The organism is Stappia taiwanensis, assembly GCF_014635285.1.
In the GTDB taxonomy this organism is placed as follows: Bacteria; Pseudomonadota; Alphaproteobacteria; order Rhizobiales; family Stappiaceae; genus Stappia; species Stappia taiwanensis.
Genome location: NZ_BMCR01000008.1, coordinates 83,291 through 108,972, shown reverse-complemented (window position 1 = coordinate 108,972; position 25,682 = coordinate 83,291). Strand labels below are relative to the sequence as shown.

At 66.3% G+C, this 25,682-nt stretch carries 23 protein-coding genes; 9 read left to right on the top strand and 14 right to left on the bottom strand.

Annotation, left to right across the window (positions count from 1 at the left end):
* Positions 1-15: 15 nt before the first annotated feature.
* Complete coding sequence (hisB, locus tag IEV83_RS16965) at positions 16-609, bottom strand: imidazoleglycerol-phosphate dehydratase HisB (protein ID WP_181760072.1); 594 nt, start codon at positions 607-609, stop codon at positions 16-18.
* 181 nt (positions 610-790) lie between these two features.
* On the opposite strand from hisB, the gene pyrF reads away from it, so the two are divergent.
* Entirely contained in the window at positions 791-1,531 is a 741-nt protein-coding gene (gene pyrF / locus IEV83_RS16960) for an orotidine-5'-phosphate decarboxylase (protein ID WP_181760071.1), read from the top strand.
* A gap of 41 nt (positions 1,532-1,572) precedes the next feature.
* Here the strand turns inward: pyrF and IEV83_RS16955 are convergent, their stop codons facing one another.
* Together IEV83_RS16955 and IEV83_RS16950 are read right to left on the bottom strand one after the other, a co-directional pair.
* Entirely contained in the window at positions 1,573-2,754 is a 1,182-nt protein-coding gene (locus tag IEV83_RS16955) for an NAD(P)/FAD-dependent oxidoreductase (RefSeq protein WP_181760070.1), read from the bottom strand.
* Positions 2,755-2,827: 73 nt separating this feature from the next.
* Complete coding sequence (locus IEV83_RS16950; protein WP_181760069.1) at positions 2,828-4,051, bottom strand: acyl-CoA dehydrogenase; 1,224 nt, start codon at positions 4,049-4,051, stop codon at positions 2,828-2,830.
* A gap of 156 nt (positions 4,052-4,207) precedes the next feature.
* Between IEV83_RS16950 and IEV83_RS16945 the strand changes: the two genes are divergently transcribed.
* Positions 4,208-5,128, top strand: coding sequence for a LysR substrate-binding domain-containing protein (locus IEV83_RS16945; RefSeq protein WP_181760068.1), 921 nt, complete (start codon positions 4,208-4,210; stop codon positions 5,126-5,128).
* Between the two features lie 248 nt (positions 5,129-5,376).
* Here the strand turns inward: IEV83_RS16945 and IEV83_RS16940 are convergent, their stop codons facing one another.
* A complete protein-coding gene (locus IEV83_RS16940) occupies positions 5,377-5,793 on the bottom strand; it encodes a septal ring lytic transglycosylase RlpA family protein (protein ID WP_181760067.1) in 417 nt (138 codons plus the stop codon).
* A gap of 254 nt (positions 5,794-6,047) precedes the next feature.
* On the opposite strand from IEV83_RS16940, the gene IEV83_RS16935 reads away from it, so the two are divergent.
* Complete coding sequence (locus tag IEV83_RS16935; protein ID WP_181760066.1) at positions 6,048-8,120, top strand: putative bifunctional diguanylate cyclase/phosphodiesterase; 2,073 nt, start codon at positions 6,048-6,050, stop codon at positions 8,118-8,120.
* A 38-nt stretch (positions 8,121-8,158) separates the two neighbouring features.
* On the opposite strand, the gene IEV83_RS16930 is transcribed toward IEV83_RS16935, so the two are convergent.
* Genes IEV83_RS16930 through IEV83_RS16905 form a run of 6 tightly spaced genes read right to left on the bottom strand, consistent with a single transcriptional unit; the run spans position 8,159 to position 13,291 of the window.
* Positions 8,159-9,211, bottom strand: a complete 1,053-nt coding sequence (locus tag IEV83_RS16930) for a hypothetical protein (RefSeq protein WP_181760065.1) — start codon at positions 9,209-9,211, stop codon at positions 8,159-8,161.
* Positions 9,212-9,226: 15 nt separating this feature from the next.
* On the bottom strand, positions 9,227-11,011 hold the full coding sequence (locus IEV83_RS16925; protein ID WP_181760064.1) for a SulP family inorganic anion transporter: 1,785 nt from the start codon (positions 11,009-11,011) through the stop codon (positions 9,227-9,229).
* A gap of 24 nt (positions 11,012-11,035) precedes the next feature.
* Positions 11,036-11,470, bottom strand: a complete 435-nt coding sequence (locus IEV83_RS16920; RefSeq protein ID WP_181760063.1) for a protein tyrosine phosphatase family protein — start codon at positions 11,468-11,470, stop codon at positions 11,036-11,038.
* Between the two features lie 12 nt (positions 11,471-11,482).
* On the bottom strand, positions 11,483-12,376 hold the full coding sequence (locus tag IEV83_RS16915) for an MBL fold metallo-hydrolase (protein WP_181760062.1): 894 nt from the start codon (positions 12,374-12,376) through the stop codon (positions 11,483-11,485).
* A gap of 43 nt (positions 12,377-12,419) precedes the next feature.
* On the bottom strand, positions 12,420-12,857 hold the full coding sequence (locus IEV83_RS16910; protein WP_181760061.1) for a DUF6691 family protein: 438 nt from the start codon (positions 12,855-12,857) through the stop codon (positions 12,420-12,422).
* Between the two features lie 5 nt (positions 12,858-12,862).
* Positions 12,863-13,291 carry a YeeE/YedE family protein gene (locus IEV83_RS16905; protein WP_181760060.1) on the bottom strand — a complete coding sequence of 143 codons (429 nt, stop codon included), beginning with the start codon at positions 13,289-13,291 and terminating at the stop codon, positions 12,863-12,865.
* 133 nt (positions 13,292-13,424) lie between these two features.
* Between IEV83_RS16905 and IEV83_RS16900 the strand changes: the two genes are divergently transcribed.
* Positions 13,425-13,754, top strand: a complete 330-nt coding sequence (locus IEV83_RS16900) for an ArsR/SmtB family transcription factor (RefSeq protein ID WP_308683742.1) — start codon at positions 13,425-13,427, stop codon at positions 13,752-13,754.
* Positions 13,755-13,792: 38 nt separating this feature from the next.
* On the opposite strand, the gene IEV83_RS16895 is transcribed toward IEV83_RS16900, so the two are convergent.
* On the bottom strand, positions 13,793-15,808 hold the full coding sequence (locus tag IEV83_RS16895; RefSeq protein WP_181760058.1) for a bifunctional DedA family/phosphatase PAP2 family protein: 2,016 nt from the start codon (positions 15,806-15,808) through the stop codon (positions 13,793-13,795).
* A 218-nt stretch (positions 15,809-16,026) separates the two neighbouring features.
* Here IEV83_RS16895 and pap point away from each other — a divergent pair, with 218 nt between their 5' ends.
* A complete protein-coding gene (gene pap / locus IEV83_RS16890; RefSeq protein ID WP_244628226.1) occupies positions 16,027-17,526 on the top strand; it encodes a polyphosphate:AMP phosphotransferase in 1,500 nt (499 codons plus the stop codon).
* A 13-nt stretch (positions 17,527-17,539) separates the two neighbouring features.
* On the opposite strand, the gene IEV83_RS16885 is transcribed toward pap, so the two are convergent.
* Positions 17,540-18,415, bottom strand: coding sequence for a helix-turn-helix domain-containing protein (locus IEV83_RS16885; RefSeq protein WP_181760056.1), 876 nt, complete (start codon positions 18,413-18,415; stop codon positions 17,540-17,542).
* 149 nt (positions 18,416-18,564) lie between these two features.
* On the opposite strand from IEV83_RS16885, the gene pobA reads away from it, so the two are divergent.
* The 4 genes from pobA to IEV83_RS16865 all read left to right on the top strand — a co-directional run bounded on the left by pobA (position 18,565) and on the right by IEV83_RS16865 (position 23,794).
* The gene (gene pobA, locus IEV83_RS16880) at positions 18,565-19,749 is read left to right on the top strand and encodes a 4-hydroxybenzoate 3-monooxygenase (RefSeq protein ID WP_181760055.1); all 1,185 of its coding nucleotides are present in this window, start codon (positions 18,565-18,567) and stop codon (positions 19,747-19,749) included.
* Between the two features lie 122 nt (positions 19,750-19,871).
* Positions 19,872-21,167, top strand: a complete 1,296-nt coding sequence (locus IEV83_RS16875) for an amidohydrolase family protein (RefSeq protein ID WP_181760054.1) — start codon at positions 19,872-19,874, stop codon at positions 21,165-21,167.
* A gap of 86 nt (positions 21,168-21,253) precedes the next feature.
* A complete protein-coding gene (locus tag IEV83_RS16870) occupies positions 21,254-22,681 on the top strand; it encodes a cytochrome P450 (protein ID WP_181760053.1) in 1,428 nt (475 codons plus the stop codon).
* A gap of 9 nt (positions 22,682-22,690) precedes the next feature.
* Positions 22,691-23,794 (top strand): lysophospholipid acyltransferase family protein, encoded by a 1,104-nt coding sequence (locus IEV83_RS16865; RefSeq protein WP_181760052.1) that lies wholly within the window; start codon positions 22,691-22,693, stop codon positions 23,792-23,794.
* On the opposite strand, the gene IEV83_RS16860 is transcribed toward IEV83_RS16865, so the two are convergent.
* Positions 23,727-25,049, bottom strand: a complete 1,323-nt coding sequence (locus IEV83_RS16860) for a TRAP transporter large permease (RefSeq protein ID WP_181760051.1) — start codon at positions 25,047-25,049, stop codon at positions 23,727-23,729. The two genes, IEV83_RS16865 and IEV83_RS16860, sit on opposite strands and share 68 nt — an antisense overlap.
* A gap of 4 nt (positions 25,050-25,053) precedes the next feature.
* Positions 25,054-25,578: a TRAP transporter small permease gene (locus tag IEV83_RS16855; protein ID WP_244628225.1), complete on the bottom strand. Its 525-nt coding sequence runs from the start codon at positions 25,576-25,578 to the stop codon at positions 25,054-25,056.
* Between the last annotated feature and the right edge of the window lie 104 nt (positions 25,579-25,682).

Sequence of the window (25,682 nt, the reverse complement as noted above, 5' to 3'; positions counted from 1 at the left end):
GGTTTCCCCTTTGCCTCAGCCGCCAAGCTGCCCCTTGGTGGAGGGAACGCGCCCGCTCTGGCGCGGGTCGGGCTCGACCGCCTTGCGCAGGCAGCGGGCCACCGCCTTGAAGCAGGTCTCGGCGATGTGGTGGCAGTTGCTGCCAGTCAGGTTGGCGATATGCAGGGTGATGCCCGCATTCATCGCAAAGGCCCGGAAGAACTCCTCGAACAGCTCGGTGTCGAAGTCGCCGACCTTGTCGCGCGGGAACTCCACATCCCAGACCAGGAACGGCCGGCCGGAGACGTCGAGGGCGCAGCGGGTCAAGGCCTCGTCCATTGCCAGATGGCAATCGGCATAGCGGGCAATGCCGGTCATGTCGCCGAGCGCGCTGCGCAGGCTCTGACCAAGGGCAATGCCGACATCCTCGGCGGTGTGGTGGAAGTCGATATGGGTATCGCCCTTGGCGCGGATCGTCATGTCGATCAGCGAATGGCGCGACAACTGCTCCAGCATGTGATCGAGAAAGCCGACCCCGGTGGCGATATCGAACCGCCCGGTGCCGTCCAGCTCGACGGTGACGCTGATGTCGGTTTCCTTGGTGGCGCGCGTCGTGGTCGCGGTCCGCATGACGCTGAATTCCTTCTTGTGCTGGCCGTTGCGGCGGAACGGCCCTGCCTTGTATCAGGCTGCCGGGAACAAGGAAATACCCGCCAGCCCCGCCAATCGCATGACGGGCTCTGGTCAGCGGGCGATGGTGGGGGTATGAGGGGGCATTCCCGACCGAGACCCTGCCCCAAGGAGACCGCCCATGCAGCCGCAGGCCACGCCGCCCGCCCGCCGTTTCGCGCCGACCACCGCGCGCTCCCGCCTGATCCTCGGTCTCGACGTGCCCACGGTCGAGGAAGCGCGCGAGATCGTGCGCCAGACCGAAGGCGCGGTCGGCACCTATAAGATCGGCATGCAGTTGCAGTTCGCCGGCGGGCTCGCCTTCGCGCAGGAGCTGGCCGAGGCCGGGCACAGCGTCTTTCTCGACGTAAAGCTGCTCGACATCGACAACACGGTGGCCAAGGCGGTCGCCAATATCGCGAAGATGGGCATGCGCTTCGTCACCATCCACGCCTATCCGAAGGCCATGCGGGCAGCCGTTGGCGCGCTGGAGGAGGCCGGGGCCGATCTGTGCCTGCTCGGGGTGACGGTGCTGACCTCGATGGACCAGCCGGACCTTGCGGCGGCCGGTTACGCCGGCGGCGTTGCCGATCTGGTGCGAACGCGGGCGGCGGATGCGCGCGCGGCCCGGATGGGCGGCATCGTTTGCTCGCCGCAGGAGGTGGGCAGCCTGCGCGACCTTCTGGGGCCGGAGCTGGTGACGGTCACCCCGGGTATTCGCCCGGCCGGCAGTGACGCGGGGGACCAGAAGCGCATCATGACCCCGGCGGATGCGATCCGCGCCGGCGCCGACTATCTTGTCGTGGCCCGGCCGATCCTGACCGCGCCCGACCGGCGGGCCGCCGCCGAGGCGATTGTCGCGGATATCGAAACCGCCATCTGAGGCGATGAAGCGGGAGGGCTGTGCGTCCTCAGCCCACCCGCTCAGACCACGTTGATTTCCTGAACCGGTCGGTTGGCGGCGATCCGTTCAAAGCCCAGCTCGGAGAGGTCGAGGCTGCGATAGGCGCCATGGGCGATGTGCTCGGCGAGACCCCGGCCCACGGCGGGGGCCTGTTGCAGCCCGTGACCAGAAAACCCGGTGCACAGATAAAAGCCGGGCAGGGCATCGACCGGACCGAGAATGGCGTTGTGGTCGAACAGGTTCATGTCGTAATGCCCGGCCCAGGCCGCTCCCGGTTTGATCGCCTCGAAGGCGGGGATGCGGGTGGCGAGCGTCGGCCACAGATGCTCTTCGAAGAAACCGTGATCGACCTCGAAATCGGAGCAATCCGGATCCTCGGCTTCCGGCGGAGCGGAACCGCAGAGAAAGCCGGTGCCCTCGGGCCGCACATAGGTGCCGTTCGGGTCGATCAGCAGCGGACAGCCCGGAACCTGTTCGCGGCAGTCGAAGGTGAAGATCATCCGCTTGCGGCAATGCACCGGAATGTCGATGCCCAGATCAGCGGCAAGCCGCGTCGCGCCGCTGGCGCCGGCTGCGTTGACCAGCGTGCCGCAGGCCACGGTGGAGCCATCCTCCAGCGTCAGCCGGAAGCCTGAACCGTCCCGTTCCGCCCGGGCAACGCCCGAGCCATGATAGGGAACGCCAAGCGCGCGTGCCTTGCCGCGAAACGCCTGCATCAGCCCGTAGCCGTCGAACCAGCCCTCGCCGCTGCGTCCCCAGCAGCCGGCGGCGATGTCCTCCACATTGAGCCAGGGAAACTGCCGGGTCAGCGCATCCGGTTCGAGGAAGGCGATATCGGCGCCGAGCCGGGTCTGAAGCGCGTGGTTGCGCTCCAGGATCTCCCGCTTGTCGGCGGTGGCGAGAAACAGATACCCGCCCTCGTGCAGATCCACCGTCGGCCGGGTGTCCGCCGTGGCAAGGTGAGTGCCGATCTCGCGCAGGAAGGCGACGCCATAGAGCGAGATTTCGATGTTGATGGCGCTGGAAAACTGCTGCCGTACCGAGGCGGCGGAAAGCGCCGAGGCACAAGACTGGTAGGTCGGGTCCTTTTCCAGCACCAGAACGGAGCCGGAAAACGCCGGGTCCATCGCCAGGTGGCAGGCGATCGAGGAGCCCATTGCCGCGCCGCCGACGATGGCGACGTCTACGCTGCGGTCAGCCATGCGGGAAGAACCCCTTGGACGGCGGAAGGGGCCCGGCGGCGCGGCGCACCCGCCGCCGGGAGGGTTTTTCGGATCAGAAGAACGCCTGCAGGCCGGTCTGCGCCCGTCCGAGGATCAGCGCATGAACGTCATGGGTGCCCTCGTAGGTGTTGACCGTCTCCAGGTTCTGCGCGTGGCGCATCACATGGTACTCTTCCTGAATGCCGTTGCCGCCGTGCATGTCGCGGGCCTGACGGGCGATGTCCAGGGCCTTGCCGCAGTTGTTGCGCTTGACGATGGAAATCATCTCCGGCGCCACGCGGCCTTCGTCGAACAGCCGGCCGACCCGCAGGCTGGCCTGCAGGCCAAGGGCGATTTCCGTCTGCATGTCCGCCAGCTTCTTCTGGAAGAGCTGGGTCTGGGCCAGCGGCTTGTTGAACTGCTTGCGCTCCAGCCCGTAGTCGCGGGCCCGGTGCCAGCAATCCTCGGCGGCGCCGAGCGCACCCCAGGAAATGCCGTAGCGGGCGCGGTTGAGGCAGCCGAACGGGCCCTTCAGGCCGGAGACATTCGGCAGCAGCGCGTCTTCACCGACCTCGACGTTGTCCATGACGATCTCGCCGGTGATCGAGGCGCGCAGGCTCAGCTTGCCGCCGATCTTCGGCGCGGAGAGGCCCTTCATGCCCTTTTCCAGAACGAAGCCGCGAATGGCCCCGTCATGGGCGTCGGACTTGGCCCAGACGACGAAGACATCGGCGATCGGGGAGTTGGAGATCCACATCTTGGATCCCTTGAGCCGGTAGCCGCCGTCGATCTTTTCCGCCCGGGTGCGCATGCCGGCCGGGTCGGAACCTGCGTCCGGCTCGGTCAGGCCGAAGCAGCCGACCCATTCGCCGGAGGCGAGCTTCGGCAGGTACTTCTTGCGCTGTGCCTCGTCGCCATAGGCGTAGATCGGGTACATCACCAGCGAAGACTGCACCGAGTTCATCGACCGGTAGCCACTGTCGACCCGCTCGATTTCCCGGGCGACCAGCCCGTAGGCCACATAGGAGGTGCCGGCGCAGCCGTAGTCTTCCGGCAGGGTCACGCCGATCAGGCCGAGCTCGCCCATCTCGTTGAAGATCTCACGATCGGTGCGCTCGTTCGCATAGGCATCGAGGACGCGCGGCATCAGCTTGTCCTGGGCATAGGCGCGGGCGGTCTCCATGATCAGGATTTCGTCCTCGCTGAGCTGATCGCGCAGCAGGAACGGATCGTCCCATGCAAACTGTCCGCCACCTGCGGGGGCCGATTTTCCCTGAGCCGTCTGGGCTGCCGTCATATCGTCGTCTCCTACTGCCGCGCGCCGCCGTCCGCACCGGGCACGCCGAGTGCGCGCGGGGGGCATCGCTGAATGTGATCGGCCGGAGTGTCCGGTCTGTTCATGTCTTCGCAAAGTGATATGTTGTCCCGAGTTCATGAGCAAATGGAATAAGCTTTGAAACGCGGTTTCGTCCCCCACGCCGACAGTCTGATCGCCTTCGAATGCGCCGCGCGGCACGGCAGCTTCACCCGTGCGGCGGAAGAACTGCATCTGACGCAAGGCGCGATCTCCAAGCAGGTGCGTCATCTTGAGACCCGCCTCGGCGTCGATCTGTTCAAGCGGGTGCGCCAGCGCATCGTGTTGACCGATGCGGGGCGGCTCTATCTGCATGACGTGCGCTCGGCTCTGGAGCACCTCACCTCGGCGACCCGCCAGGTGATGTCTTTTGCCGGCAATGCGGATGTTCTCAACCTGGCGACCTTGCCGAGTTTCGGCACCCGCTGGCTGGCGCCCCGGCTGTCGCGCTTTGTTGCGCAGTATCCGACGGCGAGCTTCAATCTGGCGGTGCGGTTGCGCCCGTTCGATTTCGCCAAGGAACCGTTCGATGCGGCAATCCATTACGGCGAGCCGGTCTGGGCCGGCGCGATCGCCGAGCGCCTGTTCCACGAGGACGTGATCGCCGTGGCCTCGCCCGGGTTCCGCGACCGCTACCGGATCGACAAGCCGGCAGACCTGGCGCCGCTGATGCGGCTGCACCAGTCGACCCGGCCGCTCGCCTGGCGGCAGTGGTTCGAGGCCGCCGGGGTGGAAACCGACATGGCGTTTCAGGGGCCGCGTTTCGAACAGTTCGTGATGATGGCCCAGGCCGCCGCCCATGATCTCGGTGCCGCGCTGGTGCCGCGGTTTTTCGTCGGCGAGGAACTGGCGGACGGCCGGTTGGTCCAGCTGTTCGATACGGTCTTGCGCCTGCCCTCGGCCTATCATCTGGTTTATCCGGAGGACCGGACGCTCAGGCCGGTGGTTTCGGCGTTTCGCGACTGGTTGATTGGCGAGGTGTCGCGGGACCCGCCGTATGGTTCGGACGCATTGCGCTAGTTTATTCGTGGTATTTCACGTATCGCGCGTAAATAACATCCACATTGGCAACTTTTTCGGCTTGATGATCTGGCAAAAATGCCAGTTCCCAGGATGCGCGAATCCTGTTGCAATTGCTTTGTCTCTAATTGGGAGATGCGGCGGTCCTGGCCTTGGGGTTCCCCCTCCCTCCCCTCGGTCAGGGCCACTTCTCCGGCCAGGCGGCCAACGCGGGCCATCCGGTTCCGGCAGCGATCCCGATCCAGACCCTAGCGGCATCCTGGCGATTTCGCCCCGGTCTTTTCCGCTGCGGGCGAGGTCGCCGAGGCCAGGGTGACGCGCACTCGGGTCACCCCCCTGGACTTGAACCCCAGCTCCCGCGCGGCGCGGCGCGACACATCGATGACCCGTCCGCGAACAAACGGGCCTCGGTCGACAATGGTCAGGGTAATTTTTCGGCCATTGGCGAGGTTCTCTACGATCACTTTGGTTCCAAAGGGCAAGGTCCGGTGGGCGGCGGTGTAGGCTTCCGGGTCCGCCATGGCGCCGCTGGCGGTTCGTCCACGCAGCTCATACCAGGAGGCCTTGCCGCACTCTTCATGGGCCTGGGCCTGGGCCTGGGCCTGGGCCGGTGCGAATGCGAAAATCCCTGCGAGCAATGCGCCGATACCGGCTTTGCGAATCATTTTGATATGTCCAATATCCATGTATCCGTTTGTTTACCTTGCGGTCGGATGAAGCTCATTTATACGTAGGTCGATCAGCTCGTTTGAGCGATTATCATACTTCGTGGTGTTTGTGTGGCGCGACTCTTTCTTTGTCGTTCGTTTATTTGCAGATTTGGACAATAGGATGTCGGCTTCCCTCCCAGGTTGCGCGGTTGGCGTGTTGCCGTGAAAAGCGCAAGCCCCGCTTGGGTGGGCGTTGATAACAGACGGCTATGACCGATAACGATAACAAGGCAGTAGCCAGCGGTCCCTTGGAGCTCCACAGCGCGGTTTTCGCGGCTGCGGCGGACCCGATTTACGTCTGCACTCCGGATTTCATCGTGGCCGAGGCGAATGAGCCCTATGCGGTGGTCTGCGGGTTGACGCGGGAGGAGACGCTCGGCATTCGGCTGCCCGACCTGATCGGCGCGGCGACGTTTTCGCGGCGCAAACCGTTTCTCGACAGTGCCCTGGCCGGCCATCCGGCAACACTGCAGGACTGGGTAAACCATTCGGTGCTGGGGCGGCGTTTTTTCGACGTGAGATATCAACCGGTGCGCGATGGTTCGGGCGCGGTGGTTGGTGTCGTCGCCTTCGGGCGCGATATCACCGACCTGCAGCAGGCGGGGGATGCCTTGCGCATGCACCGGAGCGTCGTGTCGCAAATGTCGGACAGGATATCCATCATCGGCCGGGATTTCCGTTACCGGATGACGAATGAGAGCAACGCCCTGCATCATCGCACCAGCACCGGCTGTTTCGTCGGTCGGCATCTGGCCGATGTGATCGGCGAGCTGCGTTTTCACGCCGAGGTCAAGCAACGCTTCGAACGGTGTTTTCTAGGCGAGCGCATCGAATACGACAAGCAGGAGCGACGCCCGGACGGGACCATGGCCATTGTCAGCACCCGGCTGGAGCCGTTTCGCAATCAGCAAGGAGATATCGACGGCGCGGTGGTGATTTTGCGCGATGTGACCGAAACCCGCCGCATGGAAAACCGGCTGGAGCGTCTGGCGCTGGAAGACGAGCTGACGGGCACGGCGAACCGCCGGGCCTTCGAGACCTGGGTGGCGGCCCGGCTGGATGCGCTGGCCGGGCGCAGGCAGGACCTTGCCCTGGCGGCGAAACAGGGCTTCTCCATCGTGTTCATCGATCTCGATGACTTCAAGATCATCAACGATACGGTGGGGCACGGCGCTGGCGACCGGTTCCTGTGCGAGATCGCCAGTCGGCTGCGGGGACTTGAAGACGACCGGGTGCATGCCGCCCGGATTGGCGGGGACGAGTTTGGCCTCGTTATCGATGGCGCCGACCGGATCGCGGCGCGTTCGATCTGCGACAAGGTGGTGCGGGCGTTCGACGGCTTTCATTTCACATGGGAGGGCATGCGGTTCCGGGCGGGGGCCAGCGTCGGGCTGGCAAGTGTCGATCCGGACCTGGCGCGAGAGGCCGTGCCCGATGTTCGCCATGTGCTGCAATGGGCCGACCATGCCTGCATGAAGGCCAAGGCCGCCGGCGGCCGGCAAGTTTCGGAACATCGGGCCTTCGACCGGGTCGCCGCGCGGCGGCGCGACGAGATCCGCCATCTGGCGGAAATCGAACAGGCATTGGCCGAGAACGCCCTGTGCCTGCACCGGATGATTATCCGCGACGTGCACACATCCGCGCGTGAAATGCAGGAGGTTCTGATTCGGTTGCGGTCGCCGAGCGGCAGCCTGCGAGGGTCTTCGATGCTGCTGGCGACCGCCGAACGGCACGGGCTGATGCGCCGGATCGACGGCTGGACGGTCGAGCGGGTTCTGACCCGGCTGGAGGAAGATCCTGGCGAATTGCCGGTGGCGCTCAATCTGTCGGCGGAGTCCCTCGGCCATCCCGAATTCGCCCACGATCTGCTTGATCGTCTCGATGGGGCGCGGCATCTGGCCTGTCGTCTGATCGTCGAGGTTTCCGAAACCGCCGTTGCGCGGCTGACGGAGCGCGCCTGGCGCACGCTGGCGGGCTTGCGACAACTTGGATGCAGGGTGGCGCTTGATGAGTTCGGCAAGGGGTTCTCCTCCTTCAGTCTCTTGCGGGAGAACACCTTCGACATCATCAAGATCGATCGCGGCCTGACCGCCGATGTCGCCACCGATCCGGTCAAGCGGGCAGCCATTTCCGGCATCGTCGGCCTCGCCGAAGCCTTGCACCTGCCGACCATCGCCGAATATGTGGCCGATGAGGCGAGTTTCACCCCGCTTGGCGCGCTTGGCGTGCGCCTCGCCCAAGGGGATTACATCGGCAAGCCGGAGCCCTGGCCGGACGCCTGACGGTGCCGGGCAGAGCGGTTTCCGCAGGAAGATTGGCCTCAATCCGCCGTGCCGTCGGGAAAGCGCTGCATCAGCATCCGCTGTAGGCACTCCGCGCCGGCCCCGTCGCCCGCGCGCTGCCGCCCGTCGATCCGCGTCTGCCAGACGGCCTTGCGCCAACGCTTGGGAAGACCGGACAGCACCGGGTCGACATCGATGAGCGCCTGAGCCTCGGCCAGTCGGGCTTCGGCCTCCTCCCAGCGTCCGGCGGCGATCAGTGCGGTGGCGAGACACAGGGCATAGCCGGGGTTGTGGCGGGCATAAGGGTCCCTCAGGGCCTCGCCGAGCGCGTCCGGGTTGCCGAGGACGAGTCCGCTCGCAACCTCGGCGAAGCGCGCGACATCGGCGGGCGCGTCTTCCGCGATCAGTCCGCGTTCGGCGCACATGGCCTCAAGATCCCGGTCATAGCGGGTGATCAGCTTGCGAATGATGTTGAGGCTGTAAAGGTGGTCATGGGCCGCGTGCGAGGAGCGCAGCCGCAGCACGTGCAGCATCGGGTTGGCGTCCTGCCGTCCCGCCAGGGCCGTGGCGCCGGCGGCGTCGATCGGATCGAGCAGGCCGAACACCACCTGCACCGGGTGGGGCGTCGGCGCGGCGGTCAGAAGGGCGGCGAGGTCCGGGCCGGGGTCAGCGCCTTGCGGCCGGTAAAGCGCGCTTTGTGAGCCGGGGACGCCGAGACGCAGCTCGGGGCAGAAGGCATGGATCGCCCCGTCCCTACGCCGAAGGCCGGTCAGGAGCGCGCCATGGGCGCCCTTGGAGGCCCCGTGATAGACGACCCGCCGGGCTTGCGAGGCGGCGATGGCCGCTTCGATCGCGGCGTCGATTTGGTCGTCGCACTCCAGGAACCAGAGCGCGTCCGGGCAATTGAGAAACAGGCAGTCGTGCCGGGTGCGGGCGAACAGCCGCTCCAGCCCGAAGCGCCCCTCCGGCACCCGGGCCTGAGAGAAGACCACGGCGAGCACGCCGGACCCCCGTCCCGGTCGGAACCGCCAGGTCAGACCGGTCGCCGGGGCCCGGTGGACCGGTGCCCGCTCCGGTTCCGCGCCGGTCATGCCGGCTCCGAACGGTCAGATCTGCGGGCCGATCCAGAAATTCGGTTCGGTCGCCCGGCGCGGGCTGCGCGCTTCGGCGATATGCGCGGTGGTCGGGTCAAGGGCGGCGAAGGCTTCATACTGGGTCAGAAACACCCGGCCGCTCAGGTGGTCAAGGAAATCGGTGCGCTCCAGCCGGTCCATCACCGGTCCCTTGACCTCCGAGAGGTGGAAGGAGACCCCGGAATCGCTCAGCCGGCGGTTGATTTCCTCAAGGCTTTCCAGCGCCGAAGCGTCGATCTCGTTGACCGCCGTGCACATCAGCACCACATGGGCGAGCCGTGGCCGCTCGGCGACCAGCTCCAGCAGCCGGTCTTCCAGATAGCGGCTGTTGGCGAAGAACAGGCTTTCATCGACCCGCACCGACAGAACGGTCTCGCCGGTGATCACCTTGTGCCGCTTGATGTTGCGGAAATGCTCGGTGCCCGGGACGATACCGACGATGGCCATGTGCGGGCGCGAGTTGCGGTAGAGATAGAGCGCCAGCGACACGGCGACACCGGTCATGACGCCGATTTCCACGCCGAAGCCAAGGGTGACGAGGATCGTCCCGGCCATGGCGGTGAAGTCGCTGCGCGAATAGGCGAAGACCCGCTTCAGGGCGCCAAGATCGACCAGCGACAGCACCGCGACGATGATGGTCGCCGCCAGCGTCGCCTGCGGCAGGCTGGCCAGCAGCGGGGTCAGGAACAAGGTGGCGAGCGCGATGCCGACCGCGGTGTAGGCGCCGGCGGCGGGGGTTTCCGCGCCGGCATCGAAATTCACCACGGAGCGGGCGAAGCCGCCGGTCACCGGATAGCCGCCGGACACAGCGGAGGCGATGTTGGCGGCGCCGAGGCCGATCAGTTCCTGGTCCGGCGCGATACGCTGGCGCTTCTTGGCCGCCAGCGTCTGGGCCACCGACACGGATTCGACGAAGCCGATCACAGAGATCAACAGGGCCGGAACCGCGAGCTGGGCCCACAGGTCGAGGCTGAAGGGCGGCAGCGTTGGCATCGGCAGGCCGGTGGGAATATCGCCGACGAGCCGAACGCCCTTCGCGCCGAGATCGAACGCAATCGCGGCGATGGTGGTCACGGCAACCGCTGCCACCGGTCCGGCCTTGGCGAAGACATCGGCCATGCGCGGCCCCATTCCGCGCCGGATCAGCGCCGGCTTCAGGCCACTGCGCACCCAGAACAGGAAGGCGGTGGCGGGAATACCGATGGCCAGGGTGTAGGGATTGATGGCGGAGAGGTTGGCAACGAGTGCCCCGCCGATTTCCAGCAAGGTGTGCCCGCTGGCGGAAATGCCGAGCAGATGCTTCAACTGGCTGGCGGCGATCAACAGGCCGCTGGCGGTGATGAAGCCGGAAATCACCGGATGGCTGAGCAGACTGGCGAGAAAGCCGAGACGAAAAAAGCCCATGGCCAGCAGCATCAGCCCGGACAGGAAGGCGAGCGCAATGGCCGCGCCGAGATATTCCGCCGTGCCCTGGGCCGCCAGTTCGCCGACCGCCGAGGCGGTCATCAGCGAGACCACCGCCACCGGCCCGACCGCCAGCGCCCGGCTGGTGCCGAACACCGCATAGGCGACCAGCGGCAGGATCGAGGCGTAGAGCCCGATTTCCGGCGGCAGGCCGGCCAACAGGGCATAGGCCAGCGATTGCGGGATCAGCATGATCGTGACGATGATGGCCGCGATCAGGTCGTTGGTGGCGGCATCGCGGGTGTACTGCCGACCCCAGTCAAGGATCGGCAGATAGGCTTTGAGCTGCTTCATGGGAATAGGATCGCTCGTCTGGCGCTACTGGCCGGCGCCCTCGGTCAGGCGCTCCAGCACGGGCCGCATCGGCGACAGGTCATAGCCGGCGCCGGAGGCCAATTGGAGAATGGTGTCCGGGTCCCGCTCGCCAGCCTGGGTCAGGGCCCACAGGTTGATCGAGCGGGTGCCGGTGCGGCAGAAGGCGAACACCGGACCGGACGCCTCGCCAAGGACCCGGGCAAAGCCGGCGATCTGATCCGGACCGATGCCGTCGCGCCCCACCGGGATCTCCGCATAGGCGAGCCCTTCCTCGGCGGCGGCCCGGGCGATCTCGGCGCCGGCGGGCTGGTCGGCAGCCTCGCCATCCGGCCGGTTGTTGATGATCGCCACGAAGCCGGCCTCGCGGATGCGGCGGACGTCGTCCGGCTGGATCTGGTGCGACACGGTGATGGTGTCGTCGACCTTGGCACTTTGCATGTATGTCGTTCCTCAGAGTTCGTTGATCGGGACCTTCAGGAAGGTCTTGCCACTCTCGTCCTTGGGCGGGAGCTGGCCGGCGCGCATGTTGACCTGTATCGACGGGATGATCAATTTCGGCATGTCGAGCGTGGCGTCGCGCCCGGTGCGCATGGCCACGAACTCGGCCTCGGTGACGCCGTCGCGCACATGGATGTTGTGTTCGCGCTCGTCGCCGACCGTGGTCTCCCAGCGGATGTCGCGGCCGTTCGGGCCGTAGTCGTGGCACATGAACAGGCGCATGTCGCGCGGCAGGGCCAGCACCTTCTGGATCGAGCGGTAGAGTTCCGCCGCATCGCCGCCGGGGAAGTCGGCGCGCGCCGTGCCGCCGTCGGGCATGAACAGCGTGTCGCCGACAAAGGCCGCATCGCCCATCACATGGGTCATGCAGGCCGGCGTGTGACCCGGGGTGTGGATGGCAAAGCAGGTCATGCCGCCGACGGTGTAGGTGTCGCCATCGGTGAACAGCTTGTCGAACTGCGAACCGTCGCGCTGGAATTCGGTGCCTTCATTGAAGACCTTGCCGAAGGTGTCCTGAACGATGGTGATGTTCTCGCCGATGCCCAGCTTGCCGCCGAGCTTCTCCTGAAGATACGGGGCGGCGGACAGGTGGTCGGCGTGCACATGGGTCTCGATCAGCCACTCGGTGGTGAGCCCCTCCCGGGTCACATGCTCGATGATCCGGTCGGCGGAGGCATGCGACAGGCGCCCGGAGGCGTAGTCGATGTCCATCACGCTGTCGACGATGGCGCAGGCGTTGGAGCCCGGATCCTTGACCACATAGGAGATGGTGTTGGTCTGCGGATCGAAGAAGGCCGTCACCTCCGGCTTGACCGAGGTATCGACGGGAAGATTCGAGGCGGTCATGACACGCTCCTCTTGGCAGGAAATGGACGTTTTTGACTGAAGGTCAGGTTGCGTTGGCCGTGCGGCTGCGCATGGTCTCGAGCAGCTTGACGGCCAGCATGCCGGCCAGCATGGCAACGAAGAAGATGACCGGTTCGCTGCGGCCGAGCCCGAGGGCGGGAATGCCGCCGCCGGGGCAGAAGCCGGCAATGCCCCAGCCGATGCCGAACACCGCCGCGCCGCCGAGCAGACGGGCGTCGAGATCGCGCCGCGTCGGCAGGTTGAAGCCTTCGGCGAGCAGCGGATGCTTGCGGGCGAGCACCAGGCGATAGCCGATTGCGGTGACCACCAGCGCGCCGCCCATGACGAAGGCAAGGCTCGGGTCCCAGGTGCCGGCGATATCGAAGAAGTTGAGGATCTTGGCCGGGTTCGCCATGCCGGAAATCACGATGCCGGTGCCGAACAGGAGGCCGATGAGGAAGGACGTGAGAATCTTGGTCATGGGGATCAGCCTCCGATCACATGGCGCAGAAGGTAGACGGTGGCCCCGGTGGTGGCCATGAAGGTCAGCGTCGCGGCGATGGACCGGCCTGACAGGCGCGCCATGCCGCACACCCCATGTCCGGAGGTGCAGCCATTGCCAAAGGATACGCCGATGCCGACGAGCACGCCGCCAATCACGAGCATGGCCGTCGTCGGCGGCACGTCAATCGTCGGCATGGCGCCGGTGATCAGGAAAAGAACCGTCGGTGCGACGATCATGCCGACGAGAAAGGCGGCACGCCAGCTCTTCTCCGAGGCGGGGGCGGAGGAAAACAGCGTTCCGACAATGCCGCTGATACCGGCGATACGCCCCAGAAAGCCCATCAGCAGCACCACGGCCAGGCCGATCAGCATTCCGCCGAACGCAGAGGTTAGGGGAGTGAATTCGGTCATGGGTCCTCACATCTGAATGCCGATACCCGCACGCAAGCCCTTGCCTGATGGCGGCGCGGGCGCGGCCGGGATGAATTTTCTGGTTCCCAATATATGAGAATATGCTAATTTAGCAAGTATGAATATACAAGAGATGGAACATAATTCGGATCGCGCGGCCGCGCTCCTCTCCTCGATGGCCAATGCCCGGCGATTGATGATGCTGTGCCATTTGGTCGAGGGCGAGCAATCCGTCGGGGCGCTGGCCGAGCGCGTGGGGCTCAGCCAGTCGGCCCTGTCGCAGCATCTGGCGAAGATGCGCGCGCTCGGTCTCGTCACGCCCCGGCGCGAGGGGCAGACCATGTATTATCGGCTGGCCAGCCGCGAGGTGATGGCGGTGCTGGAGACCTTGCACGGGCTGTACTGTGCGCCGGAGGACAAGACGTCGGCCGCCTCCGGGCGCGATGAGCCGGCCCCGGCGTAAACTCGACCTGGCGGATATCTCAAGGCCAGCGGTTCCGGCTAATCCGGCAGCTTCCCGCCCAGCACCACCGGCGAGCCATCCTCCCGTTCGCGGATGATGACATCTGGCAGCGACAGCAACGGGTTGTCGCCGGGGTCGGGCAGGGTCTGGTCGGTGCGCGGGGTCGACAGCTCGTTCAGTGGCCGCAGGATCCGCTCGTGAATGAGCGATCCGAGGAACACCGGTTCCTCATGCCCTTCCTCCTCGATGCGATAGGCGCTGGGCCACAGACGCAGCACCCAGCGGCCCGCCCGCGCGCTTTCGATCTCGCCGACATCCTGCTTGATCAGCACCAGTTCGGCACCGTGACCGTTCTGGATGCGCGGCAGGGCGGGCAGGTCCTCCGGCGCGGTCTGGCCGGTGAGGAAGCCGGTGAAGGTGGTCAGCGACCAGCCCGGCGCGCGCACATAGCCCGCCGGTTCAAGGGCGCGGGCGAGGGCCTGCGGATCGCCGGCCCATTGCACGATCAGCGGCTCGCCGCGTTCGCCGTTCAGCTCGATCCGCTGCGCCGGCAGTTCCTGCCAGCCCGTCTTGACCCAGTCGCCCGCCGCCAGAGTGATCACCGGTGCCTGCGGTTGGTACATCATGCGGGCCCGGTCGAAATTGCGCATCACATGGGTGCCGCCGGCGGCGGTGACGGTGAGGGCCACCAGCCCGGCCAGCGCCCAGCGGCCGATCTTCTCGTTGTGGATCGAGCCGAAGACGAAGGCGAAGGCCGCGACCATCGCCGTGCCGAAGGTCAGGCCGCCGATCACATCCGACGTCCAGTGTGCGCCCAGATAGACGCGGGAGAAGGCGATGGCGCCGACCAGAACCACCGTGACGGAGAAGACGCCGGCCTTGACCAGCGGCGAGCGGTCATGGGCCACGAGAACGGCGATCAGCCCGTAGAGCACGGTATTGAGCGTGGCGTGACCGCTGGGGAAGGAGAAGGCATCGGCGCCGGTGTAGATGTCGATCGGCCGGCTGCGGTGCACGAGCAGCTTGAACAGCGGCACGAAGATGGCGGTGCCGGCAATGGCGATCAAAAATCCGGTGCCGCGCCGCCAGGCGCGCCGGGCGAACAGGTAGATCACCACGACCAGCGCGGTGATGCTGGTCACGAAGCCGTCGCCGAGCATGGTCAGGAAGGTCATGATGTCGTCGCCGACCGGCGTGCGCAGCCCGAGGAACAGGTTGCGGATTGCCGTGTCCGCCCGCTGCAACCCGTTGTCGGGCGAGATCGCCGCGGCCAGGGCCACGAACACCGGAACGCTGATCAGCAGCAACAGCGATGAGGCCAGCATGCCGGCCGAGCGCGGGTGTTTCGGGTCGAACATCCGCGCCAGCCAGAGCGAGACCCGGTCCGGCCGACGTGCGAACCAGCCCACGATCCGCTCGCGGCTGCCGGCGTAGAGCGGCAGGATGATCAGGATCACCCAGCGGGCGATCATCACCGCGACGAACAGCAGCACGAGGAAGACGCCGAGCATGGTGGCGAGCCGGCCGCTGATCTCGCCAAGGGCGCTGAAGGCGGTGCCGGCGATGAAGCCGGGGCCGAGATGGCTGATCGCCCAGGCAATGGCGGAAGTCACGTTGATGATCGTGAACCTTGTGGCGTTCATGCCGACCATGCCGGCGATGCCCGGTACGATCGCCTTCACGCCGGGCACGAAACGGCCGATGAAGACGCTCTTGCCGCCATGGCGCCGGAAGTAGTCCTCGCCCCGTTCCACCAGGGATCGGTAGCGGCTGAAAGGCCAGACCAGCTTGATTTGGTCCTTGTAGACATGGCCGATCCAGTAGGACACCGCGTCGCCGACGATGGCGCCGAAGGTGGTCCACAGGAAGATCGGCCAGGGATCCAGCTTGCCGAGCCCGACCAGGGTGCCCGCTCCCACCAGCACCACGGTGGAGGGCACGAACAGGCCGATGATGAACAGGGCCTCGCCCATGGCGATCAGGAACACCACCGCATTGGCCAGCAACGGGTTTTCGCCAATGAAGGAGACAAGCTGGTTGAGGAGATCGGTCACGGGGTGTCGCTCGAATCAGGTCGCGCGGGGACGGGTGCAACGTCCGGGCGGGGAAAGGAACAGGGTCAGATGTACGCGCTCAGCGGCAATCCGCCAATCCTTGTAACATCCGATTGCAGATGGTTTTTCCATGTCTTTTTACCTCCGATGGTCAAAGCCCGTTCGATCCACCGTCGCTTCGCGTTAGCATGATGGCGAATCTGCAGGGGAGATCGGGTGTGTTTCAAGCCGTTGCAACGCCAGAAAGCCTGTCGAAGGACGAATACAAGGCGCTGGAGCCTGCCTTGCGGACCGATCTGCTCGGGGCGCAGATCCAGTTGATCGAGGAAAAGCCGTTCTCGGTGATCATCGTCATTGCCGGTGTCGATGGTGCGGGCAAGAATGAGGCGATTGCACGGTTGCAGGAGTGGATGGATGTGCGCCATGTCATCTGCAACGCCTATGACGCGCCGAGCGAGGATGAGCGCCGCCGCCCGCCGTTGTGGCGCTACTGGCGCGATCTGCCGGCCAACGGGCAGACCTCCATTGTCGTGTCTTCCTGGTACAACGAGCCCTTGCGCGACCGGGTGCTGGAAGAGATCGACGAAGAGGAGCTGAACCGGCGGCTGACAGCCATCAACCGGTTCGAGCAATTGCTGGCCGATGAGGGGGTGCTGCTCCTCAAGTTCTGGTTCTCGCTGCCGCCGGATGTTCAGAAGGAGCGGCTGAAGCCCTTGAAGAAGAAGGCGCGCGGCCGCCGCATTCTGGCGGAATGGACCGATATTCGCCGGTCTGCCAAGGCGCAGCGGATTTTCGAACACGCGGCGCTGACGACCTCGACCGCCGCCGCACCGTGGATGGTCATCCCCTCGCAGGATCCGCAGGCCCGGGATCTGGCGCTGGGCCGCTGTGTCGAAATGGCCCTGACCAGACGGCTGACGAAGAGCTCGCCGGTCGAGGCGGGGGACGCGGCGCCCGAGGCGTCCGCCGATACGGCACCCGCGTCTTCGGAGGCGTCCTGCGGCCTGTCCGGTGCGCTTGCCTCGGTGGATCTGACCCGCAGTCTGGACAAGGATCTCTACCAGGAGGAGCTGGCGCATTGGCAGGCCGAGCTGGCGCAGCTCACCGACAAGAAGGCGTTTCGCGACATGTCGCTGGTCCTTGCCTTCGAGGGCAATGACGCGGCCGGCAAGGGTGGCGCCATTCGCCGGGTCACCCGGCCGCTCGATCCGCGCCGGTATCGGGTGCACCGCATCGCCGCGCCGGCGGAAGAAGAGCTGGCCCGCCCCTATCTGTGGCGTTTCTGGCGGCGGGTGCCGCGCCTGGGGCATACGGCGATCTTTGACCGGTCCTGGTACGGGCGCGTTCTGGTGGAACGGGTGGAAGGGTACTGCAGCGAGGCCGACTGGCGCCGGGCCTATGGTGAGATCAACGAGTTCGAGGCGGAGCTCGGCGCGGCGGATACCCTGGTGGTGAAATTCTGGCTGGCGATCAGCAAGGAAGAGCAGCTGGCCCGCTTCGAGGCGCGCAAGGAAATTCCGTACAAGCAGTTCAAGATCACCGAGGACGATTGGCGCAACCGTCTGAAATGGGACGCCTATGCGGAAGCGGCCGAGGAGATGATCGCCCGCACCTCGACGCCCCGGGCGCCGTGGAATGTCGTCGCCGCCGAGGACAAACGCCACGCCCGCGTCACCGTGCTGCGGACCTTGTGTGACGCCCTGAAGCGCGCCATGTAAGGGGCGGCGGCGATCAGACGCCGCTGTCGGTGAACCGCTTGCGAAACTGCCGTGGAGGATGGCCCACCTCCGCCGCGAACACCCGCGAGAAATAGGCCGGGTCGGCAAAGCCGAGCCGGTAGGCGACCTCGCTGACACTCATCTGCGTATAGGCAAGCAGGCGCCGGGCTTCCAGCATCTGCCGGGCACGAATGAGGCTTGACGCCGGACGCCCGCTTTCCGCCCGGCAGACCCGGGACAGATGCGGCGCGGAAACCGCCAGCCGCTCCGCATAGGCGCTGACCGGGTGCAACCTGTCGAAATGGCGCTCCAATAAGACCTGGAACCGGGCGAAAAGCTGCGCGGCTGCGGTCTCCGTGGCCGCCGTTTTGGAGCAACCTGCGCTGAGGCGCTCGAGGCTCCAGATCAGAAGGAGCGTTGCCAGTGCCGTCAGTTCGGCGGATCGGTTCGCCCGGCGTTGGCCATGCGCCTCGCTGAGCGGGAGAAGCATGTAGGGCGGCAGCGGGCCGGCGGCGCAGACCGCCGGGTGCCCAAGCAGCCGCGCGGCGTCGATCTCGGTGCGGATCGGATCGGCGAAACTCGACGGCAGGGTCACCACCGTTCCTTCCGTCTCGGCGCGGAACCGGAACCCGTGCACCGTGCCGGCCGGCACATTGATCAGGCTGTGATCGTCCAGCCGGTGCTCCGTGCCGTCGAGCCGCGCCGTTCCGCCACCCTGGCCGATCCAGAAGATCTGATGCAGCGAGGGATGCCGATGGGCGGCGATTTGCCAGTGGCGCGGGCCGCTGCGCACGGCAAGCCGTTCCACATGCAGCACATCGGGAAAGTCCGGCTGCTCCGGTTCGCCGTAAAGGCCATACTCCGGGGCCGAAGGAAATGTTCGATTCATCCAGGTCTTGGAACGAAAGCTCCATTCCTTTCTTGCCGCAAACCCCGCAAGATTGTGCCGAACAGATGCCAGGTGGACGGGGAGGGTCTCATGGGCGCGTGGTTTGTTTCGTCGGGATTGAGGCCATCTGCCATGGAGGGTAGCGCGTGATGGCCGAGCCCGCCAGCACCTCGGTTCTCATCATCGGCGGCGGCCCATCCGGGTTGCTGCTGTCGCAGCTGTTGCATCGCCAGGGGATCGACAGCGTGGTGCTGGAGCGGCGCAGCCGAGACCATGTGCTTTCGCGCATCCGGGCCGGGGTTCTGGAGCAGGGCGCGGCGGATCTGTTGCGCACGGCCGGTGTCGGCGCGCGCATGGACCGGGAAGGGCTGGTGCATGAGGGCATCGAGATCGCCGTCGGTGGCCGGCTGCATCGTCTCGATCTTGCGGCGCTGACCGGCGGCAAGACGGTGATGGTCTATGGTCAGACCGAGGTGACCGCCGATCTTTATGCCGCCCGAGACGCCATGGACGGGGTCGTCATCGACGCGGCCGAGGATGTCGCCCTGCACGGGCTGGAAACCGATGCGCCCTCCGCCTCGTTCCTGAAGGATGGGGCCCGTCAGACGATCCGCGCCGATTTCATCATCGGTTGCGATGGGTTTCACGGGGTCTCTCGCCGTTCCATTCCCGCCGACCGGCTGTCGCTGTTCGAGCTGGTCTATCCCTTCGGCTGGCTTGGGCTTCTCGCCGATGTCCCGCCGGCGGCGGATGAGCTGGTCTACGCCAGCCATCCCGATGGCTTTTCCTTATGTTCGATGCGCTCGCCCACCCGCAGCCGCTACTATCTGCAATGCCCCCTCGATGAAAAGGTTGCCGATTGGGACGACGACCGCTTCTGGGAGACGCTTTGCGCCCGGTTGCCCGAGGAGCTGGCGGCCCGGGTGACGCGGGGGCCCTCGATCGAGAAGAGCATCGCGCCGCTGCGCTCCTTCGTCGCCGAGCCGATGCGCCACGGCCGGTTGTTCCTGGCCGGGGACGCGGCGCATATCGTGCCGCCGACCGGAGCGAAGGGGTTGAATCTGGCCGCCTCGGATATCCACTATCTGTCCACAGCACTGATCGACCACTACCGAAATGGGGACGATGAGGGGCTGGAGCGTTATTCGGAGCGGGCCCTGGCCCGGGTCTGGAAGGCCGAGCGCTTTTCCTGGTGGATGACCTCGGTCCTGCACAGCTTTCCCGAAAAGGGCGCGTTCGCGGTGCGGATGCAACAGGCGGAGCTGGAGTATCTGCTGTCCTCGCCCGCCGCGCAGGCTTCGCTGGCGGAAAACTACGTCGGCCTGCCCTACTGACGCGGCGCGCAGGCGCGCAAGGGGCTTGAGCGGGCGGGCGTTTTTGCCGACACTGTGCGTCCTTGCTTTTCGTGTTCGGCTTATGCGCGCGTCCCCCGCGCGCTTTTTTGTGAAAGCGCTCCATGTCCTTCGATCTTCTCGTCAAAAACGCCGCCCTTCCCGATGGCCGCACCGGTCTGGATATCGCCTGCGCCGATGGCCGGATCGTCGCGGTGGAGGCGGGGATCACGGCCGAGGCGGGAAAAGTGCTCGATGCCGGCGGGCGGCTGGTGTCGCCGCCCTTCGTCGACTGCCACTTTCATATGGATGCAACGCTCTCGCTCGGCCTGCCGCGCATGAACGAAAGCGGCACCCTGCTGGAGGGCATCGCGCTCTGGGGGGAGTTGAAGCCGCTCTTGACCGTCGAGGCGGTGGTGGAACGGGCGCTGCGCTATTGCGATCTTGCCGTGTCGCGCGGTTTGCTGGCGATCCGCAGCCATGTGGACGTGTGCGACGACCGGCTGACCGGCGTCGAGGCGCTGCTTGAGGTCAAGCGCAAGGTCGCGCCCTATCTCGACCTGCAGCTTGTCGCCTTCCCGCAGGACGGGCTCTACCGCTCGCCGAACGCGGAGCGCAACCTCTTGCGGGCGCTCGACATGGGCGTCGACGTGGTTGGCGGCATCCCGCATTTCGAACGCACCATGGACGATGGTGCCCGCTCGGTCCGGGCCTTGTGCGAAATCGCCGCCGAACGGGGCCTGCGGGTCGATCTGCACTGCGACGAATCCGACGATCCCCTGTCGCGGCATATCGAGACGCTGGCCTATGAGGCGCGCCGGCTCGGGCTGGAAGGGCGGGCGACCGGCTCGCACCTGACCTCGATGCATTCCATGGACAACTACTATGTCTCCAAGCTGTTGCCGCTGATCGCCGAGGCTGGCGTCCATGCCATCGCCAATCCCCTGATCAACATCACCCTTCAGGGTCGGCACGACACCTATCCCAAGCGGCGCGGCCAGACCCGGGTGCCGGAGATGCGGGCCATGGGCATCAATGTCGCCTTCGGCCACGACTGCGTGATGGACCCCTGGTACTCGATGGGCTCGGGCGACATGCTGGAGGTCGCCTCCATGGGCCTGCACGTGGCGCAGATGATGAGCCGGGACGACATGCGCTATGCCTTCGATTGCGTCACGCGCAATCCGGCAAAGATCCTCGGGCTGGAAGGCTACGGGCTGGAGGTGGGCTGCAACGCCGATTTCGTGCTGCTGCAGGCGGCCGACACCATCGAGGCGATCCGCTTGCGCGCCACTCGGTTGGCGGTGGTGCGTCGCGGCCGGGTCATCGCCACCAGCGCGCCGGCCGAGACCCGTCTGAAGCTCGACGGTCGGCCGGATCAGGTCGATCCGGCGGACTATGCACCGGGCGCCGCCGGCTGACACGGAACCGGCCCGATTGCCCATGGAGCCGGGCGCGGGTTTTGTGATACCCCACTCGGGCGGAAATGGCGGAGGGGCGCGCGAGCATGGACCGGACGCAAGGGGATGACGGGGCTTTCGTGCCGGCTGGCAGCGATGGCCCGGCTGGCGGGGATGGCTATGTGCCGCCCTATCCCTATCGGCATCCGGAGCAGCCCTCGGTCATCAAGCTGATCGGCCTTGCCCGCAAGAGCTTCCTGTCGGTCTGGCCGGAGATGGCGTTTTCCCGGCCGCTGCTGCGGATTGCCGTGCTGAAGAAGCAGATCTTCATCTGCAACAGCCCGGACACGGTGCAGGAAGCCTTCGTGCGCAAGCACGAGATCTACCAGCGCAAGAGCGCGCAGATGCGCCATGCGCTCGAACCGCTGATCGGCGACGGGCTGTTCATCAGCGACAAGGAAACCTGGCGGGTTCGCCGCCGGATTGTCGCGCCGATCATTCATGCCTCGAAGGTGCCTGACTTTTTCCCGGCGATGGCGGAGGCGGTGCTGGAACGGCGCGAGGCCTGGCGGCGGCTTGGTGCGGACGCGCCCGTCGACGTCTTGCGGGAGATGGCTCATCTGACGGCGGAGATCATCTGCCGCACGATCTTCGGTCGGCAGCTCGGCCGCGACTATGCCGGCGAGGTGGTGGAGAGCTTTACCGCCTATCAGCGCCATATCGACCAGATCGATGTTCAGTCGCTGCTGGGCCTTCCGGACTGGTTTCCCCGGTTTCGCGGGCGGGCGATCCGCCGGTCGGTGCGCCGGATCGATCGGGTGCTCGATGAGATCATCACCAGCTACGAGGCGCGCAAGCGCGATGGCGAAACCTCGGTGATCGGCGGGCTGCTGGAAGCGCGCGACGAGGACGGCACGCCTTTGACCCGCGAGGCGATCCGCAACGAGGCCTCGGTGATTTTCATGGCCGGGCACGAGACCACCGCCAATACCCTGGCCTGGGCCTGGTTCCTGCTGTCACAGGCGCCCAGGGCCCGCGCCCGCCTCCATGCGGAGCTGGATACGGTGCTGGCCGGTCGCCCGCCGGAATTCGGCGATATTGCCCGCCTGCCCTACACCCGGGCGGTGATCGAGGAGACCTTGCGGCTCTATCCGCCGGTGCCGATCCTGGCGCGCGAGGCGCTGGCCGATGACCGGATCGGCGGCTGGGAGGTGCCGAAGGGATCGCTGGTGCTGGTCGCCCCGTGGCTCCTGCACCGCAATCCGACCCTGTGGGAGCGAGCGGACCACTTCGAGCCGGAGCGGTTTCTGGGCGGCGCACGCGGCGGGCAATCGAAATTCGGCTACGTGCCCTTCGCCATCGGGCCGCGCATCTGTGCCGGGTTGTCCTTCGGGATGACCGAATCCATCTTGTCGCTCGCCATTCTGGCGCAGGCCTTCGATCCGCAGTTGCAGGAGGGCGCCGATATCCAGCCGGTCTGCCGGCTGACCCTGCGCCCCGGTGATGCCCTGCCGATGCGCTTGCGGGCGCGCTAAAGGACGGTCATGCGCCTGGAGGATGTGCCGTTTTCCGAGACGATGGCGCCGGAGCCGGAAGCCCCGCCGCTGCGCCACCTGCTGTGGCGCGGGGACGCCGGACGGCAGGCGCGGCGCTACCACGTCTTCGACCGCATTGCCGGCGCCCGTCTTGTCGCGCTGGATGCCCTGTTTCGCCGCTTGCCGGTGGATGTGGCGCCCGCGTTCGCCGAAAGGGTTGCGAGTGCCGTGCGTCCGCTGCAGCGACGGCGGGTCTACGCGCGGCGGATTGCGCACAACCTGTCGGTGCTTGCCCCGGAGGGGCCGCGCGAAGGGCGCGCCTTGCAAACGGCGGTCGCCAACTGGTGGCAGAATGCCGGCCGGACCGTGGCGGAGTATGCTTGCGTCGAGCGCTATCGCAAGGCCGGTCGCGTGACCGTCGAGGGCCTTGATGCCTTGCGGGACATGGGGCTTGCCGACGGGCAATTCATCTACGTCAGCGTCCACCTGGGCTCGTTCGAATTGCTGGGCGAGGTCGTCAGTCGGGGCTTCCAGCGCCCTTGCGTGGGCATCTGGGAGCCGGAGACGAACCGCTTCAAGAACCGGCTGCTGTCACGCCTGCGAAAACGCTACGGTTTTCATGTTTTCCCGCCGGGACGGCGGTCCGCGCGGCACATTCACCGCTGCGTGGTGCAGGGGGGCTGCGACATTCTCTGCTATGTCGACGAGGTGCGGGACCGGCAGATCCACCTGCCGCTGTTCGGCCGCCCGTTGCCCGACCGGGGCAATGCGGTGAACGCGGTCAAGCTGGCGCTGCGCTCCGGCGCGCCGCTGATCCCGATCTACATGCTGCGGGACGGCAAGGGCGGTTTTCGGGTCCGTTTGCATCCGCCATTGCCGCTTGACCGGGAAGCCCCGACCGGAGAGGCGATCGACAAGGCGCTGGGCGAGATCGATCGGTTTTTCGATCCCATCGTGCGCGCCCATCTGGACCAGTGGTGGATGCTATCGGAGGTCCGGCTGCCGGATTTTGTTGCCAAACCGGCATGGACGGGACAACGCCGGCTCAATAGAGCAGCCGCACCAGGAACAGCGTCAGGCCGGGGAACAGCACCAGGATCGCCACGCGGATGATGTCGCTGGCGATGAATGGCACCACGCCGCGATAGGTGCGCCCGAGCGGCACGTCGGGTGCCATGGAGTTGATGACGAAGAGGTTCATCCCCACTGGCGGGGTGATCAGCCCGACCTCGACGACGATCAGCACCAGAATGCCGAACCACAGGGCGAACTCCTCCGGCGGCAGGCCGAAATCCAGCGCCGAGACGATCGGGAAGAAGATCGGGATCGTCAGCAGGATCATGGACAGGGAATCCATGATGCAGCCGAACACCAGATAGCAGATCAGGATCAGCACCAGCACGGCCCAGGGATTGAGCCCGAGCTCGACCACGAAACCCGCCGCCTGTTGCGGCAGTTGCGAGAAGGCGAGGAAGCTGTTGAACACGGTGGCGCCGAGGACGATGAAGAAGATCATGCCGGTCGAGGCGGCGGTTGACAGGATCGCCTGCTTCAGGCCGTTCCAGCCAAGATCCCGGTTGGCCCAGGCCACCAGCCCGGTGCCGGCGGCGCCGACCGCAGCGCCCTCGGTCGGGGTGAAGAGACCGGCGTAGATGCCGCCGATGACGACGATGAAGATGGTCAGTACCGGCCAGACGGCGATCAGCGCCTGAAGCCGCTCCTTGCCGCTGGCGCGCGGTTGGCTGCCGGCGCTGTCCGGGCGAAAGCGCACATAGAGCGAGACCGTCAGCATGTAGCCGGCGGCGGCGAGCAGCCCCGGCACGAAGGCGGCCATGAACAGCTTGGCGATGTTCTGTTCGGTGAGGATGGCATAGATCACCAGCACCACCGAGGGCGGGATCAGGATGCCAAGGGTGCCGCCGGCGGCCAGGCACGCGGTCGACAGCGCGCCGGAATAGCCGCAGCGCCGCATTTCCGGCAGGGCCACCTGTCCCATGGTCGCGGCGGTCGCCAGCGACGAACCGCAGATCGCGCCGAAGCCGCCGCAGGCCGCCACCGCCGCCATGGCGACGCCGCCGCGCCGATGGCCGACCAGGGTTTCCGCTGCGCGAAACAGCGCCCGCGACATGCCGCCTCGGGTGGCGAACTGGCCCATCAGCAGGAACAGCGGCACGATCGACAGCGAGTAGTTGGAAAAGGTGCTGTAGACCAGAGACTTGAGCTGGGCGAGCGCCGGCACCGTGGTGCCGGTCACCAGGCTGGTGCCGACAAGGCCGACGCCAAACATCGCCAGCCCGATGGGGATGCGCAGGAAGATCAGGACAAGCAGCAGCGGGATCGACCAGAGACCGTATTCGAGGGAACTCACGCAGCTACTCCTCGCGCACGGCGCTGTGCGGCGGCCCGGCGAGGAATTCGTCGAGGCTGCGCCAGATGGAGAAAAGACAGATGATGACGAACAGCACCGCGCCGATCATCGACGCCGCATAGGCCCACCACAGCGGAAACTGCAGAACGAAGCTGGTCTCGTGATAGGCCTGTTTGTCGAGCATCCCCAGCCACAGCCGCCAGGCGATCAGGCCGGCGGCGAGGGACATCAGCAGATTGGCGATGACGTCGATGCCGGCATTCACCCGCGGTCCGAACTGGCTCATGAACAGATCGACCGTCACATGGCCGCGCTTCAGATGGCACCAGGGCAGGAAGGTGAAGATGGCAAAGGCGGTGCCCGCTTCCACCAGCTCGTAGTCGCCGGGGATCGGTCCCACCCCCAGCGCCCGGCCGGTGATGCTGATCACCGTGGTCGCCGTCAGGACCAGCATGACGAGGCCGCCGGCGATGGCGAGCGTCTGCGCCGCTCTTTCCAGCAAAGGTTCGATCTTGTGGCGCACCGTCACGGCCCTTGTTGAACGCCTTGAAGCGGCGCTTCCGTTTGTTCTTGTCGGGCGCGGGCCGGCGGCCCTGCGCACCTTTCTGGAGGTGTGGCGGCGGGAGCAATGCC